The 15,287-nt window shown below is 66.5% G+C and carries 11 protein-coding genes; 7 read left to right on the top strand and 4 right to left on the bottom strand.

Features of this window, described 5'->3' with window-relative positions; all coding sequences use genetic code 11:
- Positions 1-71 precede the first annotated feature (71 nt).
- Positions 72-908 (top strand): DMT family transporter, encoded by an 837-nt coding sequence (locus tag BDI24065_RS26240; protein ID WP_039367901.1) that lies wholly within the window; start codon positions 72-74, stop codon positions 906-908.
- Positions 909-941: 33 nt separating this feature from the next.
- Here the strand turns inward: BDI24065_RS26240 and BDI24065_RS26235 are convergent, their stop codons facing one another.
- Positions 942-2,045: a porin gene (locus tag BDI24065_RS26235; RefSeq protein WP_175033719.1), complete on the bottom strand. Its 1,104-nt coding sequence runs from the start codon at positions 2,043-2,045 to the stop codon at positions 942-944.
- A gap of 349 nt (positions 2,046-2,394) precedes the next feature.
- On the opposite strand from BDI24065_RS26235, the gene BDI24065_RS26230 reads away from it, so the two are divergent.
- The 3 genes from BDI24065_RS26230 to BDI24065_RS26220 are packed head-to-tail and all read left to right on the top strand — an operon-like array spanning position 2,395 to position 5,627.
- A complete protein-coding gene (locus BDI24065_RS26230; protein ID WP_175033718.1) occupies positions 2,395-3,294 on the top strand; it encodes an N-formylglutamate amidohydrolase in 900 nt (299 codons plus the stop codon).
- Positions 3,291-4,064 (top strand): IclR family transcriptional regulator, encoded by a 774-nt coding sequence (locus tag BDI24065_RS26225; protein WP_175033717.1) that lies wholly within the window; start codon positions 3,291-3,293, stop codon positions 4,062-4,064. The genes BDI24065_RS26230 and BDI24065_RS26225 overlap by 4 nt, the downstream gene beginning before the upstream one ends.
- A gap of 30 nt (positions 4,065-4,094) precedes the next feature.
- Positions 4,095-5,627 carry a YfcC family protein gene (locus BDI24065_RS26220; protein WP_175033716.1) on the top strand — a complete coding sequence of 511 codons (1,533 nt, stop codon included), beginning with the start codon at positions 4,095-4,097 and terminating at the stop codon, positions 5,625-5,627.
- Between the two features lie 109 nt (positions 5,628-5,736).
- Here the strand turns inward: BDI24065_RS26220 and BDI24065_RS26215 are convergent, their stop codons facing one another.
- Positions 5,737-7,248 (bottom strand): PLP-dependent aminotransferase family protein, encoded by a 1,512-nt coding sequence (locus tag BDI24065_RS26215; protein ID WP_175033715.1) that lies wholly within the window; start codon positions 7,246-7,248, stop codon positions 5,737-5,739.
- A gap of 126 nt (positions 7,249-7,374) precedes the next feature.
- Between BDI24065_RS26215 and BDI24065_RS26210 the strand changes: the two genes are divergently transcribed.
- From BDI24065_RS26210 to BDI24065_RS26200, 3 genes are all read left to right on the top strand, one after another.
- Positions 7,375-8,658 carry a 4-aminobutyrate--2-oxoglutarate transaminase gene (locus BDI24065_RS26210; protein WP_122949629.1) on the top strand — a complete coding sequence of 428 codons (1,284 nt, stop codon included), beginning with the start codon at positions 7,375-7,377 and terminating at the stop codon, positions 8,656-8,658.
- 92 nt (positions 8,659-8,750) lie between these two features.
- Complete coding sequence (gene gabD / locus BDI24065_RS26205; protein ID WP_175033714.1) at positions 8,751-10,220, top strand: NADP-dependent succinate-semialdehyde dehydrogenase; 1,470 nt, start codon at positions 8,751-8,753, stop codon at positions 10,218-10,220.
- Positions 10,221-10,619: 399 nt separating this feature from the next.
- Positions 10,620-11,567, top strand: coding sequence for a hypothetical protein (locus tag BDI24065_RS26200; protein ID WP_175033713.1), 948 nt, complete (start codon positions 10,620-10,622; stop codon positions 11,565-11,567).
- 64 nt (positions 11,568-11,631) lie between these two features.
- Here BDI24065_RS26200 and BDI24065_RS26195 read toward each other — a convergent pair whose 3' ends face one another.
- Together BDI24065_RS26195 and BDI24065_RS26190 are read right to left on the bottom strand one after the other, a co-directional pair.
- A complete protein-coding gene (locus tag BDI24065_RS26195) occupies positions 11,632-13,176 on the bottom strand; it encodes a methyl-accepting chemotaxis protein (RefSeq protein ID WP_175033712.1) in 1,545 nt (514 codons plus the stop codon).
- A gap of 412 nt (positions 13,177-13,588) precedes the next feature.
- Positions 13,589-15,133 carry a methyl-accepting chemotaxis protein gene (locus tag BDI24065_RS26190; RefSeq protein WP_175033711.1) on the bottom strand — a complete coding sequence of 515 codons (1,545 nt, stop codon included), beginning with the start codon at positions 15,131-15,133 and terminating at the stop codon, positions 13,589-13,591.
- Positions 15,134-15,287 lie beyond the last annotated feature (154 nt).

Genomic DNA, 15,287 nt, shown 5'->3' with positions numbered 1-15,287 from the left:
ATGCGAGTACGCCCGATACCCACATAATGACGGCGCCTCCTCCGCTCCCGCCCCCGTCCGCCCCTTCGTCCATGGACCACCTCTTCATCGGCCTCGTGCTGTGCTCCGCGTTGCTGCACGCCATCTGGAACGCCTTCCTCCACGTCAGCGAAGACCGGCTCGTCCAGCTCGGCACGATGTCGCTGCCGTATTTCGTGTTCGGCGTCGCCGGCGCCGCGCTGCTGCCCGCGCCGGCGCCCGCCGCATGGCCGTACATCGCCGGGTCGGCCGTACTCGAGGTCGCGTACTGCTTCACGCTGGCGCGCGCGTACCGCAGCGGCGAATTCGGGCAGATCTACCCGATCGCGCGCGGGATTTCTCCGCTGCTCGTGTCGGTACTGGCGCTCGCGATTCTGCACGAGCGGCCAACGCCGTTCGGCTTCGCGGGCATCGCGCTCGTGTCGTTCGGCATCATGTCGCTCGCGCTGCGGCGCGGCTTCCGGTTCTCCGGCGAAGGCGTGCCGTTTGCGCTGCTCACCGGCGTGTTCATCGCCGCGTATTCGATCTGCGACGGCATCGGCTCGCGCGTATCCGGCAGCGCGCTCGGCTACATCGCGTGGGTATACGTGCTGTGGAGCGTGCCGCAGTTCGTGCTGGTCTGCGCGGTGCGCGGCGGCCCGCGCGCGGTGCTCGGCTCGCGCACCGCCCTCACGCAGGGCGCGATCGCCGGCACGATCTCGCTCGCCGCGTACGGCATCGTGATCCTCGCGTACCGGTACTTGCCGGTCGGGACGGTGTCGGCGCTGCGCGAAACGAGCTCGATCTTCGCGGTCGCGATCGGCTGGCTCGTGATGCGCGAGCGGCCCGGCGCGCAGCGGCTCGCCGCGTGCGCGCTGGTGGTGGCGGGCGCGGCGCTGATCCGGCTGTAAGCAGAAAGCGCGCGCCCGCGGCCTGCCGCCGCGTCAGAACTTGTGGCGGATGCCCGTCACCGCGACGATCTGCGTGCGTGTGCTCGACGGGTTCGAGATCCCTTCGATCGCGGCCACCGCGTTCGACGACGCGCGCTGGTAGAACGCATTCACGTAGATATCGGTGCGCTTCGACAGGAAATACTGCGCGCCGACGCTCGTCTGCAGGTAGTGCGAGCTCGGCTTCGGCCCCTGCGACGCGAGCACCTGCGTGTAGGTTTCGCCGAGCGCGAACTGCAGCGCGGGCGTCATCAGGTAGCGCACGCTGCCCTCATAGTTGTTGAAGCGCATCGCGCCGCCGGTCTGCAGGTTGAACAGCGAGCTCGTGTACAGCAGCCCGAACGTCGCGGCGCCCCATGCATACGCACCGCCCGCGCCCCAGATCTGCTGGCGCGTCACGCCCTTGATGAACGTGTAGTAGTTGTCGGACGCGGCCGCACCCGTCGTGTCGATGGCCGGATGATCGACGCGCACGTAGGCCGCGCCGAGTTGCAGCGGCCCGTTCTCGTAGCTCGTGCCGATGCTCCACACACGGTTTTGCGCGAACGACGTCGAATTCGAGAAGCCGTACAGGCCGACCGCGCGCAGCCCGTACCACGTGGGCGTCTGGTACTGCACCGAGTTGTTGGTGCGGAACGTGTTGTTCAGGTCGTCGGTGTCGAACGGGTGCAGCGCGTACTGCGTGAGCGCGGTGGTCGCGCCGATCTGCAGCGGCTCCAGCACCTCCTGCGCCGCGTTGTACTGGCGGCCCATCGTCAGCGTGCCCCAGCGGTCGTTTTCCAGCCCGACGTACGCACGGCGCCCGAACAGCCGGCCGCCCTGGCTCGCCGCACCGCTCTCGATGTTGAAGCCGTTCTCGAGCCGGAACACCGCGCGCGTGCCGCCGCCGAGGTCTTCCTTGCCGAGCAGCCCGAAACGCGTGCCTTGCTCGTTGCCGCCGGTCGCCTGCCACGCGGCATGACCGTTCTGGTTGTTCGTGTACGTGATCCCCGAATCGACCACGCCGTACAGCGTCACGCTCGACTGTGCGTGCGCGTGCATCGCACCCGCCGCCGTTGCGATACCCGCCAGCGCGACCGCCATCCCTTTTCGCTTCATCTCCGACCCCTTTTATCGATTGAATATGGGGAGCGATTTATTTCGCTCGAAACGTGTTTTATTGAATAAAACATCGTCTTATTCATTGTCGAATTTGGAGATTTGAAGCGTCAAGCGATGCCAAAAATCGCGCACGGGAGTCCAACACCCCTGAATCGACAGGCGTTTCAAGGAATGAAACAAGCCCAATAACCACGGGCATTACAGCCCGATCGCGGCGCGCAATCCCGGTATCGAAAAAAGCCCTTGACCGCGATTTTCAGTCGTTGTGAAATATTGATACGCTGTTTTAATGATTAAAACAAACGCACGAGACGCTTCGAGAAACTAGGTAAAGAACCTGATCCCCATGCTGACGTTTAATTGCAACAACGCGACTGCCGATGCATCGCCCGCGCATTTCATCGCGACGCCGACGGTGCCGGCCCTGCCGATCGTCGTCGACTCGCCGCACAGCGGCATCGCGTATCCGCCGGACTTCGCCACCGTCGCTCCCGACGACGCGATCCGCACGACGTGGGACGCGTACATCGACGACCTGTGGGCAGGCACGCCCGCGCGCGGCGGCACGCTGCTCGGCGCGACGTTTCCGCGCGCGTACATCGATCCGAACCGCGCGGAAACCGACATCGACGCGACGCTGCTGGCCGAGCCGTGGCCCGAGCCGCTGTCGCCGCAGCCGTACACGCAGCGCGGGATGGGGCTGATCCGGCGCGACGCGCTGCCCGGCGTGCCGCTGTACGACCGCAAGCTGTCGCTCGCGGAAGTGCGCCACCGGATCGACGCGTACTACCTGCCGTACCGCCGTGCGCTCGCCGGCATCGCCGAGCCGCTGCATGCCGCGCACGGTGCGCTGTGGCACATCGACTGCCACTCGATGAAGTCGCGCGGCAACGCGATGAACGTCGACGCGGGCGAATTGCGGCCGGACGTCGTCGTCAGCGACCGGCGCGGCACGACCGCCGATCCGGCCTTCACCGCGTGGACCGCGCAATGGTTCGTCGACGCCGGCTATCGCGTGCAGGTCAACGACCCGTACCAGGGCGGCGACCTGCTGACCGCGCTCGCCGACCCCGCACGGCAACGCCACAGCATCCAGATCGAATTCAATCGCGCGCTGTACATGGACGAAGCCGCGTTCGCGAAACATGCGGGCTTCGCCACGCTGAAGCGCTCGGTCGATGCGTACCTCGACGCGCTCGCCGATTACGTCCGCGCGCGCGTCGCGCCGCAGGGAGACATCGCATGACGACCTACATCGTCGACGCCGTCGACAGCGCGTTGAAGCTGCTGACCTACGTGGCCGAGCATCCGAACCTCGGCGTGACCGAACTCGCGTCGCAGCTCGGCATCAACAAGTCGCGCACGTACCGGATGCTGTGCACGCTCGAACTGCACCGCTTCGTCGTGCAGGACCCGCGCACGTCCACCTATGCGCTCGGCCCGCAAGCGTTCGTGATCGGCGTGGCCGCGTCGCAGCAGAATGCACTCGTGCGCGCCGCGCACCGGCACATGCTCGCGCTCAACCAGGCAATCAACGAGACCATCGTGCTGCGCGTACGCGAAGGGCTCGAATCGGTGTGCGTCGCGCGTTGCGAGACGACGCACACGGTGCGTACCGTCGGCGCGGTCGGCAACCGCCGGCCGATCAATTTCGGCGCATCGGGCAAGGTGTTGCTCGCGTTCGCGCCCGACGCGGTGCGCGACGAATATCTCGCGCAATTGCGCCGGAACGGGCAGACCGACGATCCGGCGAAGCTCGCCGGCGAACTCGACGCGGTCGCGCGCAAGGGCTATGCGGTGAGCAGCGGCGAGGTGACGCCCGGCGCAGTCGGGATCGCAGTGCCGGTGCGCGACCTGACGGGTGCGGCGGTCGCGTCGGTCAGCGTGACGGGGCCCGAGGTGCGCGTGAGCCACGCCGACATTCCCGACTATCTCGAACGCCTGCAGGCGTGCAGCCACGCGATTTCCGCCGAACTCGGCTACGTCCCGGCGCGCGCCGCGCTGCAACCGGCCTGACGGGCCGCTTCCCTCACCGACGAGGATCCGATGTCCGCTCCTTCCCCGAACCCGACCGGCACACGCGCCGCCGACGCCACCGCGCTCGCGGCTCCGGCTGACGCATCGCCCCACAACGCGGCCGACAATGCGACCGGCGACGCATCGGCCCACGCCGGCCGCGCGCCGCATCCGCACGGCAAGATGCTGCATCCGGTCGTGATGATGCTGTGGGTACTGGCCGTCGCGATCGCGCTCACGTGGGGCGTCGATTCCGGCCGCTTCGAGCGCAACGGCCGCCTCGTCGTGCCGGGCACCTATCACGTGGTGCCGAAGACCACCGCCCTTGCGACGCTCGTCGCGCCGGCAGTCAGCCACAGCACGCCCACCCATGCGATGCCCGCGAGCCTCGTCTCGGCGTTCGTCGCGATACCGGAAGGATTGCTGAAGAATGCACCGCTGATCGTGATGGTGATGTTTGTCGGCGGGATGTTCGGCGTGATGCGGCGCACCGGCGTGGTCGACGCGGGCATCGACCGGCTGCTGCAGCTCACCGGCAACAATGCCTATCTGCTGACGCCGCTGCTGATGATCCTGATCGGGCTCGGCAGCACGCTGCTCGGCTTCATCTCCGAGTACCTCGTGATCATTCCGATGGTCGTCGTGATCGCGCGGCGCCTGGGTCTCTCCGACCTGTTCGCGGTCGCACTCGTCGCGCTCGCCGCGAAGATCGGCTATATCGCGTCGGTCACGAACCCGCTCGCGCTGGCTGTCGCGCAGCCGCTCGTCGGCGTGCCGCTGTTCAGCGGCGTCGCGCTGCGCGCGGCCGTGTTCGTCGTGTTCCTGACGATCGGCATCCTGTACCTGCTGCGCTACGTGCGCAACACCGGCTATCGCGCCGGGCAGACCGCCGCCGGCCACGCCGCGCACGCGGCCGCGAAGCTGTCGCTGCGTCACAAGGCGACGCTGGTTGTGTTCGCAGCCGCCGTCGCGATGCTGATCTACGGTACGCGCGAACTGAAGTGGGGCAACGTCGAGCTGGCGGCGTTCTACACGTTCGTGAGCATCGTGACGGCCGTGATCGGCGGGCTCGATTCGCGCAGCGCAGCCGATGCGTTCGTCGACGGGATGAAGAACATGATCCTCGCGGCACTGTTGATGGGGCTCGCGGCGTCCGTCGAACTGCTGCTGCAGAACAGCCTCGTGCTCGACACGCTGATCAACTTCTTCACGCGGCTCGCGGACGGCCAGTCACCGGTGTGGGTCGCGAACGGGCTGATGGGCGTGCAGATGGTGCTCGACGTGTTCATTCCGTCGGTGTCGGGCAAGGCCGCGGTCAGCATGCCGATCATCGGGCCGATCGCGCAGCTCTCCGGCGTGAGCGGCCAGACGTCGGTGCTCGCGTTCGTGCTCGGCGGCGGGCTGACGAACCTGGTCACGCCGACGTCCGGGATGCTGCTCGCGTATCTGGCCACAGCACGCGTCGATTTCGGCGCGTGGATCCGCTTCGTGCTGCCGCTGTTCCTGACGCTGCTCGCGCTGTCGTGCGTCGTGCTGACGTTCGCGGTGTGGATCGGGTATTGAGGTTCGGGGGTGCTGTGACACGGGAGTTCTCTCCGCACCGCGGAGAGAATGGCTCCGTCAGCCTTCGACGGCGCGCATCACGACGCAATGCTGCCGCCAGGCACTCCGTTCAAGCCACCTCGACCGCCTTGCCGAACGCCCGCTCGTCGATCGCCTCGGCGAGCGTCGCGAACGCGGTCGCGATCTCGTCCTCCGGCACGCACGCATAGCCGAGCAGCAGCCCCGACGCCGCACGTTCGCGATCCGCGTAATAGCCCGACAACGGCCGCACGACGATATTGCGTTCGAGCGCAGCCTGTGCGACCGCACGATCGTCGACGCCTTCCGGCAACTGCGTGACGAGATGCAGCCCCGCATCGCTGCCGAGCGCGTGCAGCGTGTTGCCGTAGCGCTGCGCGACCGCGTCGAGCAGCACCTCGCGGCGCTGCCCGTACAGCGTGCGCATCTTGCGGATATGCGACACGAAGTGTCCTTCCGCGATGAATTCGGCGAGCACGGCCTGCTGCAGCAACTGCCCTTCGCGATACAGCTCGGCGCTCGCGGTCGCGAAGCTTTCCGCGAGCGGCTCCGGCGCGACCAGGTAGCCGACCCGCAGCCCCGGGAACAGCGTCTTGCCGAAGCTGCCGACATAGATCACCTGCCCGGCCGTATCGAGCCCCTGCAGCGACGCGAGCGGCCGGCTGCCGTAGCGGAATTCGCTGTCGTAGTCGTCCTCGATGATCCAGCAGCCGTGCTGGCGCGCGTATTCGAGCAGCATCCGGCGCCGCGCGAGACTCATCACCATCCCGAGCGGGTACTGGTGCGACGGCGTGACGAGCATCAGCTTCGGCGGCTCGGCGAGATCGGCGGCCGACGGCGCGATGCCTTCGTCGTCGACCGGAATCGGCCGCGTCGTCAGCCCCGACACGTTCAGCACACTGCGCACGCCCCAGTAGCACGGATCCTCGGTCCAGATCGCGTCGCCCGGGTCGGTCAAGAGCCGCACCGCGAGGTCGATCGACTGGTGGATGCCGGTCGTGATCACGATCTGCTCGGGCGTGCAGCGCACCGAGCGCGACGTGCGCAGGTAATCGGCCAGCGCCTCGCGCAGCAGCGCGAGCCCGCCGCCCGGCGCGTAGGTCAGCAGGTCGGGGCGCAAACGCCGCCAGTACTTGTTGTGCAGCCGCGTCCACACGCGCGCCGGAAATCGCGACACATCGGGCACGCCCGGCATGAACGCGCCGCCCTGCCGCTTCGACACGCCGGCGCCTTCGACGAGCCGCGTGCCGCGCGCGGACAGCCGCCGCGCGGACGACTGCACGAGCGCCGGGCGCGCGGCCGCCGCGTCGGTCGGTGCGCCGACGATCTCGTCCGGCGCGCTGTCGGCGACGAACGTGCCGCGGCCGGTCGCCGAGTTCACATAGCCTTCGAGTGCAAGCTGCTCGTAAACCTGCGTGACCGTGTTGCGCGCGATCCCGAGCTCGGCGGCCAGGAGCCGCGACGACGGCACGCGCGTGCCGGCCGGCAGTTCGCGCGACAGGATCGCCTGTTGCAGCAGCCGGTGAAGCTGCCGGTAGATCGGCTGTTCGCCGCCGCGCACGAGGCGCTGCGCCAGCCAGTCCGACAACACGCTCGCGCGCATGATTGGCTCCTGAATATTTATTGAAATGGCTCTGATTGCCAGAGCCAAATGTGATTATAGTCGCCTCCATGGGCTGTCGAAGCGCCCGATTTTCTACTCACCGGAAAGAACATCAAGGAGATGACCGTGAAGAATGCCGACCTGCAGGCCCGCAAGAACGCCGCCACCCCGCGCGGCGTTGGCGTGATGTGCGATTTCTACGCAGCCCGCGCCGAGAACGCGGAACTGTGGGATGTCGAAGGCCGCCGCTTCATCGATTTCGCCGCCGGCATCGCGGTGCTGAACACCGGCCACCGCCACCCGAAGATCGTCAAGGCGATCGCGGATCAGCTGAACAACTTCACGCACACTGCTTACCAGATCGTCCCGTACGCGTCGTACGTCGAACTGGCTGAAAAGATCAACGACCGCGCGCCGGGCGATTTCCCGAAGAAGACCGCGTTCTTCACGACCGGCGCAGAAGCCGTCGAGAACGCGATCAAGATCGCACGTGCAGCGACCGGCCGTCCGGGCGTCATCGCCTTCGCGGGCGGCTTCCACGGCCGCACGATGATGGGCATGGCGCTGACCGGCAAGGTCGCCCCGTACAAGCTGAACTTCGGCCCGTTCCCGGGCGACGTGTTCCACGCCCCGTACCCGAACGCCGTGCACGGCGTGACGACCGCCGACTCGATCAAGGCGATCGAGATGCTGTTCAAGGCCGACATCGATCCGAAGCGCGTCGCCGCGATCATCTTCGAACCGGTCCAGGGCGAAGGCGGCTTCAACCCGGCACCGGCCGAGTTCGTGCGCGCGCTGCGCAAGATCTGTAACGAACACGGCATCCTGCTGATCGCCGACGAAGTGCAGACGGGCTTCGCGCGTACCGGCAAGCTGTTCGCGATGCAGCACTACGACGTGCTGGCCGACCTGATCACGATGGCGAAGAGCCTCGCGGGCGGCATGCCGCTGTCGGGCGTGGTCGGCCGTGCCGACGTGATGGACGCGGCAGCGCCTGGCGGCCTCGGCGGCACGTACGCGGGCAACCCGCTGGCCGTCGCATCGGCGCACGCGGTGCTCGAGATCATCGACGAAGAGAAGCTGTGCGAGCGCGCGACGCAACTCGGCGACGTGCTGAAGGCGAAGCTGAACGCGCTGCAAGCCGACGTGCCGCAGATCGCCGACGTGCGCGGCCCGGGCGCGATGATCGCGGTCGAGTTCCTGAAGCCGGGCTCGGGCGAGCCGGATGCGGAATTCACGAAGCGTGTGCAGGCGCGTGCGCTCGAGCGCGGCCTGCTGCTGCTCGTGTGCGGCGTGTACTCGAACGTCGTGCGCTTCCTGTTCCCGCTGACGATCCCGCAAGCCGTGTTCGACGAAGCGCTCGTGATCCTCGAGGAAGTGCTGAAGGAAACGGTCGGCGTGCCGGCCTGAGTTCCCGTCGACTTCATCCATTGAATGCGCCGCCGCCGTCTTTACGACGGCGGCGGCCGTTTCATCCGTCCTTTTCGAAGCAGGTGATTCATATGAGCACTGTTCAGGAAACCCTGGCACTGAAAGACCCGTCGCTGTTCCGCCAGCAGGCGTACGTCAACGGCGAATGGCAAGGCGCGACGAACGGCGAGACGTTCGAAGTCCGTAACCCCGCGACGGGCGGCCTGCTCGGCACGGTGCCGGCGATGGGTACGGCCGAGACGCGTCACGCGATCGAAGCCGCGAACGCCGCCTGGCCGGCATGGCGCAAGAAGACCGCGAAGGAACGTGCGGTCGTCCTGCGCAAGTGGCACGACCTGATGATGGAAAACGCCGACGACCTCGCGCTGATCCTCACCACCGAGCAAGGCAAGTCGCTGGCCGAGGCGAAGGGCGAGATCGGCTATGCCGCGTCGTTCCTCGAATGGTTCGCGGAAGAAGGCAAGCGCGTGTACGGCGACACGATCCCGACGCCGGCGAGCGACAAGCGCATCGTCGTGACGAAGGAAGCGATCGGCGTGTGCGCGGCGATCACGCCGTGGAACTTCCCGGCGGCGATGATCACGCGCAAGGTCGGCCCGGCACTCGCCGCCGGCTGCCCGATCGTCGTGAAGCCGGCCGAGGCGACGCCGTTCTCCGCACTCGCGATGGCCGTGCTGGCCGAGCGCGCGGGCGTGCCGGCCGGCGTGTTCAGCGTCGTCACGGGCGACCCGAAGGCGATCGGCGGCGAACTGACGTCGAACCCGATCGTGCGCAAGCTGTCGTTCACCGGTTCGACGCCGGTCGGCCGCCTGCTGATGTCGCAGTGCGCGGCGACGGTCAAGAAGGTGTCGCTGGAGCTCGGCGGCAACGCGCCGTTCATCGTGTTCGACGACGCCGATCTCGACGCGGCCGTGCAGGGCGCGATCGCGTCGAAGTACCGCAACAGCGGCCAGACCTGCGTATGCACGAACCGCTTCTATGTGCATGAAGCCGTGTACGACCAGTTCGCGCAAAAGCTCGCGGCGGCCGTCGGCCAGTTGAAGGTCGGCCGCGGCACGGAGCCGGGCGTCACGCAAGGTCCGCTGATCAACGAAGCAGCCGTGCTGAAGGTCGAGGCGCACATCGAGGACGCGCTCGCGAAGGGTGCGACCGTCGCGACGGGCGGCAAGCGCCACGCGCTCGGCCACGGCTTCTTCGAGCCGACCGTGCTGACGGGCGTCACGCCGGCGATGAAGGTCGCGAAGGAAGAGACGTTCGGGCCGCTCGCGCCGCTGTTCAAGTTCGGCAGCGACGACGAGGTAATCCGTCTCGCGAACGACACCGAGTTCGGCTTGGCCGCGTACTTCTACAGCCGCGACATCGGCCGCGTATGGAAGGTGGCGGAAGCGCTCGAATACGGGATGGTCGGCGTGAACACGGGCCTGATCTCGAACGAAGTCGCGCCGTTCGGCGGCGTGAAGCAATCGGGCCTCGGCCGCGAAGGCTCGCACTACGGCATCGACGACTACGTCGTGATCAAGTACCTCTGCCTCGCCGTCTGACGGTTCAGGGCCCGGCGCTTCGGCGGCGGGCCCTGACCGCCCGGCCGGAACCGGGCGGTCCGACGCGGGCCGGCGTCCCTCTCCGTCGTGCCCGCGTCACTTCGTGTTACCTCAGTGCCCTCCATGTCGGCATGCTTCGCGTATGCGACCGCCAAGCCAGCCTCTGCCAAACGGCATACCCCGCCAGATTTCGTTCAAGTCTCATTTCTCGTTCGCCAGCAAACCGCTAGATTGAGCGTTCCGTCTCGATCCTGTTTGCTCGCTCATGAACACCTCGCCTGACTGCCCGATTCACGCCCGCCCCGTGCACTGCGTCCCTCGGCCACTTCGTCACATTCGCCCCAGGCGCCACCCATGCCAGAGGCGCAACTTCGCCCTTCTGAACCCGGGAGCGCGCTCATGATCGTCAGTACCGCCGATCGCCGATTGCTCCCGCCGCCACGCGGCAGCAGCGGCACGAGCAATCACCAACCGTTCAACGTCATCTACGACGGGCCGGCGCTCGCCGAGCACCGGATGGACGTGCGCGACCTCGCGCCGGCCCTGATCGCGATCGCCGATCTCTTCACGTCCGCCAACAAGGAACTCAATGGCGAGAATACCGAGGTGCGTCTCGAGGTCCGAGGCAGCTTCAAGGCCGGTTCGTTTCATTCCGAGCTGATCTTCGTCCAGTCGCTCGCAAGCCAGATCCGTGACCTGTTTGCCGGGCCGAGCGCCGGGGCGTTCAGCAACGCGCTGGCGATTCTCTGCGCACTCGGCATCATCGGAGGTGGCGGCCTGATCGGCTTCATTCGCACGCTGCGCGGACGCAAACCGCATCGTACCGAGCCGGATGGCGTTCAAACCCGGGTCTGGATATCGGAACAGGAATCCTTCGTTATCGACGAAGCCATCTTTCGGCTGTACCAGAACCGCACGGTCCGCATCAGCCTGCAGAAGGTGCTGTCGCCGCTCGAACGCGAAGGCATCGACAGCTTCGGCATCGTCCGCGATGAAGCGATCGAACTCGCGATCGAGAACGATGAACTCGATGTGTTCGCAGGCAGTGACGATCCCGGCGTCGTGGTCACCGATACGATCGCACGCAAGATGCTGAAACTCGAATCCGTCGTATTCAAGGACGGCAACAAGTGGCGTGTGCACGATGGCACGTCGGCGTTCTTCGCCGCGCTGGACGACGAACAGTTTCTCGCGAAGGTCGATGCGGGCGAGCGTTTCGGAAAGGGAGACGTACTGGTGGTCGATCTCCGTCAGACGCAGATCGTCACCGACGAAGGGCTGCGTAACGAATATCGCATCGTCAAGGTTCGCGAGCATCGTGCGCCGCTGCAATCGGCGCTGATCTGACCGGCGTCGGCGTGATGCGCGGGCCGGCGTCCCTCTCCGTCGTGCCCGCGTCACTTCCCCCCCATCACCGAAACACGTTCACCGCCTCCACCAGCCGCGACGCCTGCTGCTTCAGGCTCTCCGACGCCGCCGTGCTCTGCTCGACCAGTGCCGCGTTCTGCTGCGTGATGTTGTCCAGGTGCACGACCGCCTGGTCGACCTGCGCGACCCCCGTGCTCTGCTCGGCCGTCGACGAGCTGATCTCCGCGATCAGGTCCGACACGCGCTTCACCTGCGCGACGATGTCCTCCATCGTCTTGCCCGCGCCGTCGACGATCCGCGCACCCGACTCGACCCGATCGACGCTCGCGCCGATCAGCGTCTTGATCTCCTTCGCCGCGTTCGCGCTGCGTTGCGCGAGCGCCCGCACCTCGCCGGCAACCACCGCGAAACCGCGCCCCTGATCGCCGGCGCGCGCCGCTTCCACGGCCGCGTTCAACGCAAGGATATTGGTCTGGAACGCGATGCCGTCGATCACGCCGATGATGTCCGAAATCTTGCGCGAGCTGGCCGTGATGTCGTTCATCGTCGCGACGACCTCGCCCACCGCCTGCCCGCCGCGCCCGGCCGCTTCGCTCGCGGACACCGACAACTGGTTCGCCTGCAACGCCGTCTCCGCATTGCTCGACACGGTCGCCGTCATTTCGGCCATCGATGCGGCCGTCTGCTGCACGCTCGTCGACGCCTGCTCGGTGCGCGCGCTCAGGTCGTTGTTGCCCTGTGCGATCTCGTTGCTCGCACGCTGCACGTTCAGCACCTGTTCGCTCACATCGTCGACGAGCCAGCGGAACATCAGCCCGAGCTGGTTGATCGTGCGCAGCGTCATCCCGATCTCGTCGACGCGGTTCATCCGCACGCCGCTGCGGCTCTCGCCGGTCGCGACGCGCAACGCCTCGTCGTGCAACTGCATGAGCGGGCGCGCAATCTGCGCATCGAGCCACAGCCCCGCGGCCACCGCAGCGCCTGCCGTCACCGCCGCGAACGCGGCGAGCCCGCCACCGGCCAGCCCGCACGCCCAGCCGCCGGCCACCACGACCGGCGCGAGCACGCACAGCGACGCATGGAGCCGCGCACGCACCGACATCGTCTGGAACAGCGACGTGAACCCGGCCATGCCCTTGCGGACGATCAACCCCTTGTGAAAATGACGGTTGCCGGCCCGCCCTTCTCGGAATTCCTTGTAGAGCGCCTCCGCGGCCGCGATTTCGTCGCGCGTCGCCTTCGTGCGCACCGACATGTAGCCCTTCGGCTGCCCGTCGCGCATGACGGGAATCGCGTTCGCACGCACCCAGTAGTGATCGCCGTTCTTGCGGCGATTCTTCACGAGCGCGGTCCACGGCTCGCCGCCCTTGAGCGTCGCCCACATGTCGGCGAACGCCTCTTTCGGCATGTCCGGATGCCGCACCACATTGTGCGGCTGCCCTTCGATCTCTTCGGGGGAAAATCCACTGACCTGGATGAATGCCGCGTTCGCGTAGGTGATGTAGCTGTTCGCGTCGGTGGTCGACATCAGCGTCGCGTCGTCGGGGAAATCGAATTCGCGTTGCGTGACGGGCTGGTTGTTGCGCATGGTGTGGAGCTCCGGGTAGCGGATCTTGCGTCCGCTTGTCGATTGATTCGCGACCCAGCGCATTGCGGTCAATCCGCATGCGCATGGATCAAGCTCCTGCGCTTTCGGCAAATCCTACAAAAACATTATGGTGTGTTCGGGTAAATATGCATTAGAAATGCATTATCTTGTCTTTACCGAACAATTCGTTTATGGATGAATCAAAACGCCATGCCAGTCAACGGTTTGACGGGAATGCATTTGTTCATTCATTGCAATTCAGCCGAATCGTTTCAACGCATCCATGCAAAATCTCAAATACGAATATTTCTCGTTTGGCGCGTTTTGCTTGAATCAAAAAAATGAACGCGCATTGCGCGCGTCCACCAGGATGCAGTGATCGGGCGCGCACATCGCGTGCGCGCCCTGACGATCACCGGAATACGTTCACCGCATCCACGAGGCGCGTTGCCTGCTGCTTCAGGCTTTCGGATGCCGCCGTGCTCTGCTCGACCAGCGCGGCGTTCTGCTGCGTGATGTTGTCCAGGTGCACGACCGCCTGATCGACTTGCGACACGCCCGTGCTCTGCTCGGCCGTCGACGAGCTGATCTCCGCGATCAGGTCCGACACGCGCTTCACCTGCGCGACGATGTCCTCCATCGTCTTGCCCGCCTCGTCCACGCGCCGCGCGCCCGATTCGACGCGGTCGACGCTCGCACCGATCAGCGTCTTGATCTCCTTCGCCGCGTTCGCGCTGCGTTGCGCGAGCGCCCGCACCTCGCCGGCAACCACCGCGAAACCGCGCCCCTGCTCGCCTGCGCGTGCCGCTTCGACGGCCGCGTTCAACGCAAGGATATTGGTCTGGAACGCGATGCCGTCGATCACGCCGATGATGTCCGAAATCTTGCGCGAGCTGGCCGTGATGTCGCTCATCGTCGTGACGACCTCGCCCACCGCCTGCCCGCCGCGCTCGGCCGCGTCACTCGCGGAAACCGACAGCTGATTCGCCTGCAGCGCCGTCTCCGCATTGCTCGACACGGTCGCCGTCATCTCCGCCATCGACGCGGCCGTCTCCTGCACACTCGACGCAGCCTGCTCGGTGCGGGCGCTCAGGTCGTTGTTGCCCTGCGCGATCTCGTTGCTTGCACGCTGCACGTTGTGCACCTGCTCGCTGACGTCGTCGACGAGCCAGCGGAACATCAGCCCGAGCTGGTTGATCGTGCGCAGCGTCATGCCGATCTCGTCGACGCGGTTCATCCGCACGCCGCGCCGGCTTTCGCCGGTCGCGACGTTCAGCGCCTGGTCGTGCAGCCGCTTCAGCGGACGCACGATCTGCGCATCGAGCCACAGGCCGGCCGCGGCCGCCACGCCGACCGTCACGCCGGCAAATGCCGCAAGCCCGCCGCCGGCCAGCCCGCATGCCCAGCCTGCACCGACGACTGCCGGCGCGAGCACGCCCAGCGCCGAATGCACGCGCGCGCGCACCGACATCGTCTGCGACAGCGACGCGATGCGCAGCAGCCCCGTGCGGATCACCAGCCCCTTGTGGAACCGGCGCTGGCCGGCCTTGCCTTCGCGAAACGCGCGATACAGCGCATCGGCGGCCTCGGTCTCGTCGTGCGGCGCCTTCGTGCGCACCGACATGTAGCCCTGCGGCTCGCCGTTGCGCATCACCGGAATCGCGTTCGCGCGCACCCAGTAGTGATCGCCGTTCTTGCGGCGGTTCTTCACGAGCGCGGTCCACGGCTCGCCGCGCCTGAGCGTCGCCCACATGTCGGCAAACGCTTCGCGCGGCATGTCCGGGTGGCGCACCACGTTGTGCGGCTGGCCGACGAGTTCCTCGTTCGTGAAGCCGCTTACCTGCGCGAACGTCGTGTTGGCGTAGGTGATGATGCTGTCTGCGTCGGTCGTCGACATCAGCGTGACGTCGTCGGGAAAATCGAATTCCTGTTGGGTAACGGGCTGGTTGTGGCGCATGCAAGGCTCCGAAAGGCGGATCTGACGTCCGCGTCGCGCTGACTTCACGCTCAGTAGCCGAAAAACGGTTTATCGCTTTACGACAGTCTTCATCTTACTGTCGGCATATTGGGGAAAAACCTTACCCTTTCCTCGCATAAAATATTCAATTCGG

The organism is Burkholderia lata (assembly GCF_902499025.1).
Taxonomy (GTDB): domain Bacteria; phylum Pseudomonadota; class Gammaproteobacteria; order Burkholderiales; family Burkholderiaceae; genus Burkholderia; species Burkholderia lata_C.
Note: the sequence above shows the minus strand (reverse complement) of the source record. Positions and strands in the feature narration are given on the sequence as shown.

Bases quoted from the DNA above. Each gene is read 5' to 3' on its own strand.
- BDI24065_RS26215 (WP_175033715.1), bottom strand. From the start codon at position 7,248: ATGCGCGCGAGCGTGTTGTCGGACTGGCTGGCGCAGCGCCTCGTGCGC.
- BDI24065_RS26195 (WP_175033712.1), bottom strand. From the start codon at position 13,176: ATGCGCAACAACCAGCCCGTCACGCAACGCGAATTCGATTTCCCCGAC.
- BDI24065_RS26200 (WP_175033713.1), top strand. From the start codon at position 10,620: ATGATCGTCAGTACCGCCGATCGCCGATTGCTCCCGCCGCCACGCGGC.
- BDI24065_RS26225 (WP_175033717.1), top strand. From the start codon at position 3,291: ATGACGACCTACATCGTCGACGCCGTCGACAGCGCGTTGAAGCTGCTG.
- BDI24065_RS26190 (WP_175033711.1), bottom strand. From the start codon at position 15,133: ATGCGCCACAACCAGCCCGTTACCCAACAGGAATTCGATTTTCCCGAC.
- BDI24065_RS26220 (WP_175033716.1), top strand. From the start codon at position 4,095: ATGTCCGCTCCTTCCCCGAACCCGACCGGCACACGCGCCGCCGACGCC.
- BDI24065_RS26240 (WP_039367901.1), top strand. From the start codon at position 72: ATGGACCACCTCTTCATCGGCCTCGTGCTGTGCTCCGCGTTGCTGCAC.
- BDI24065_RS26235 (WP_175033719.1), bottom strand. From the start codon at position 2,045: ATGAAGCGAAAAGGGATGGCGGTCGCGCTGGCGGGTATCGCAACGGCG.
- gabD (WP_175033714.1), top strand. From the start codon at position 8,751: ATGAGCACTGTTCAGGAAACCCTGGCACTGAAAGACCCGTCGCTGTTC.
- BDI24065_RS26230 (WP_175033718.1), top strand. From the start codon at position 2,395: ATGCTGACGTTTAATTGCAACAACGCGACTGCCGATGCATCGCCCGCG.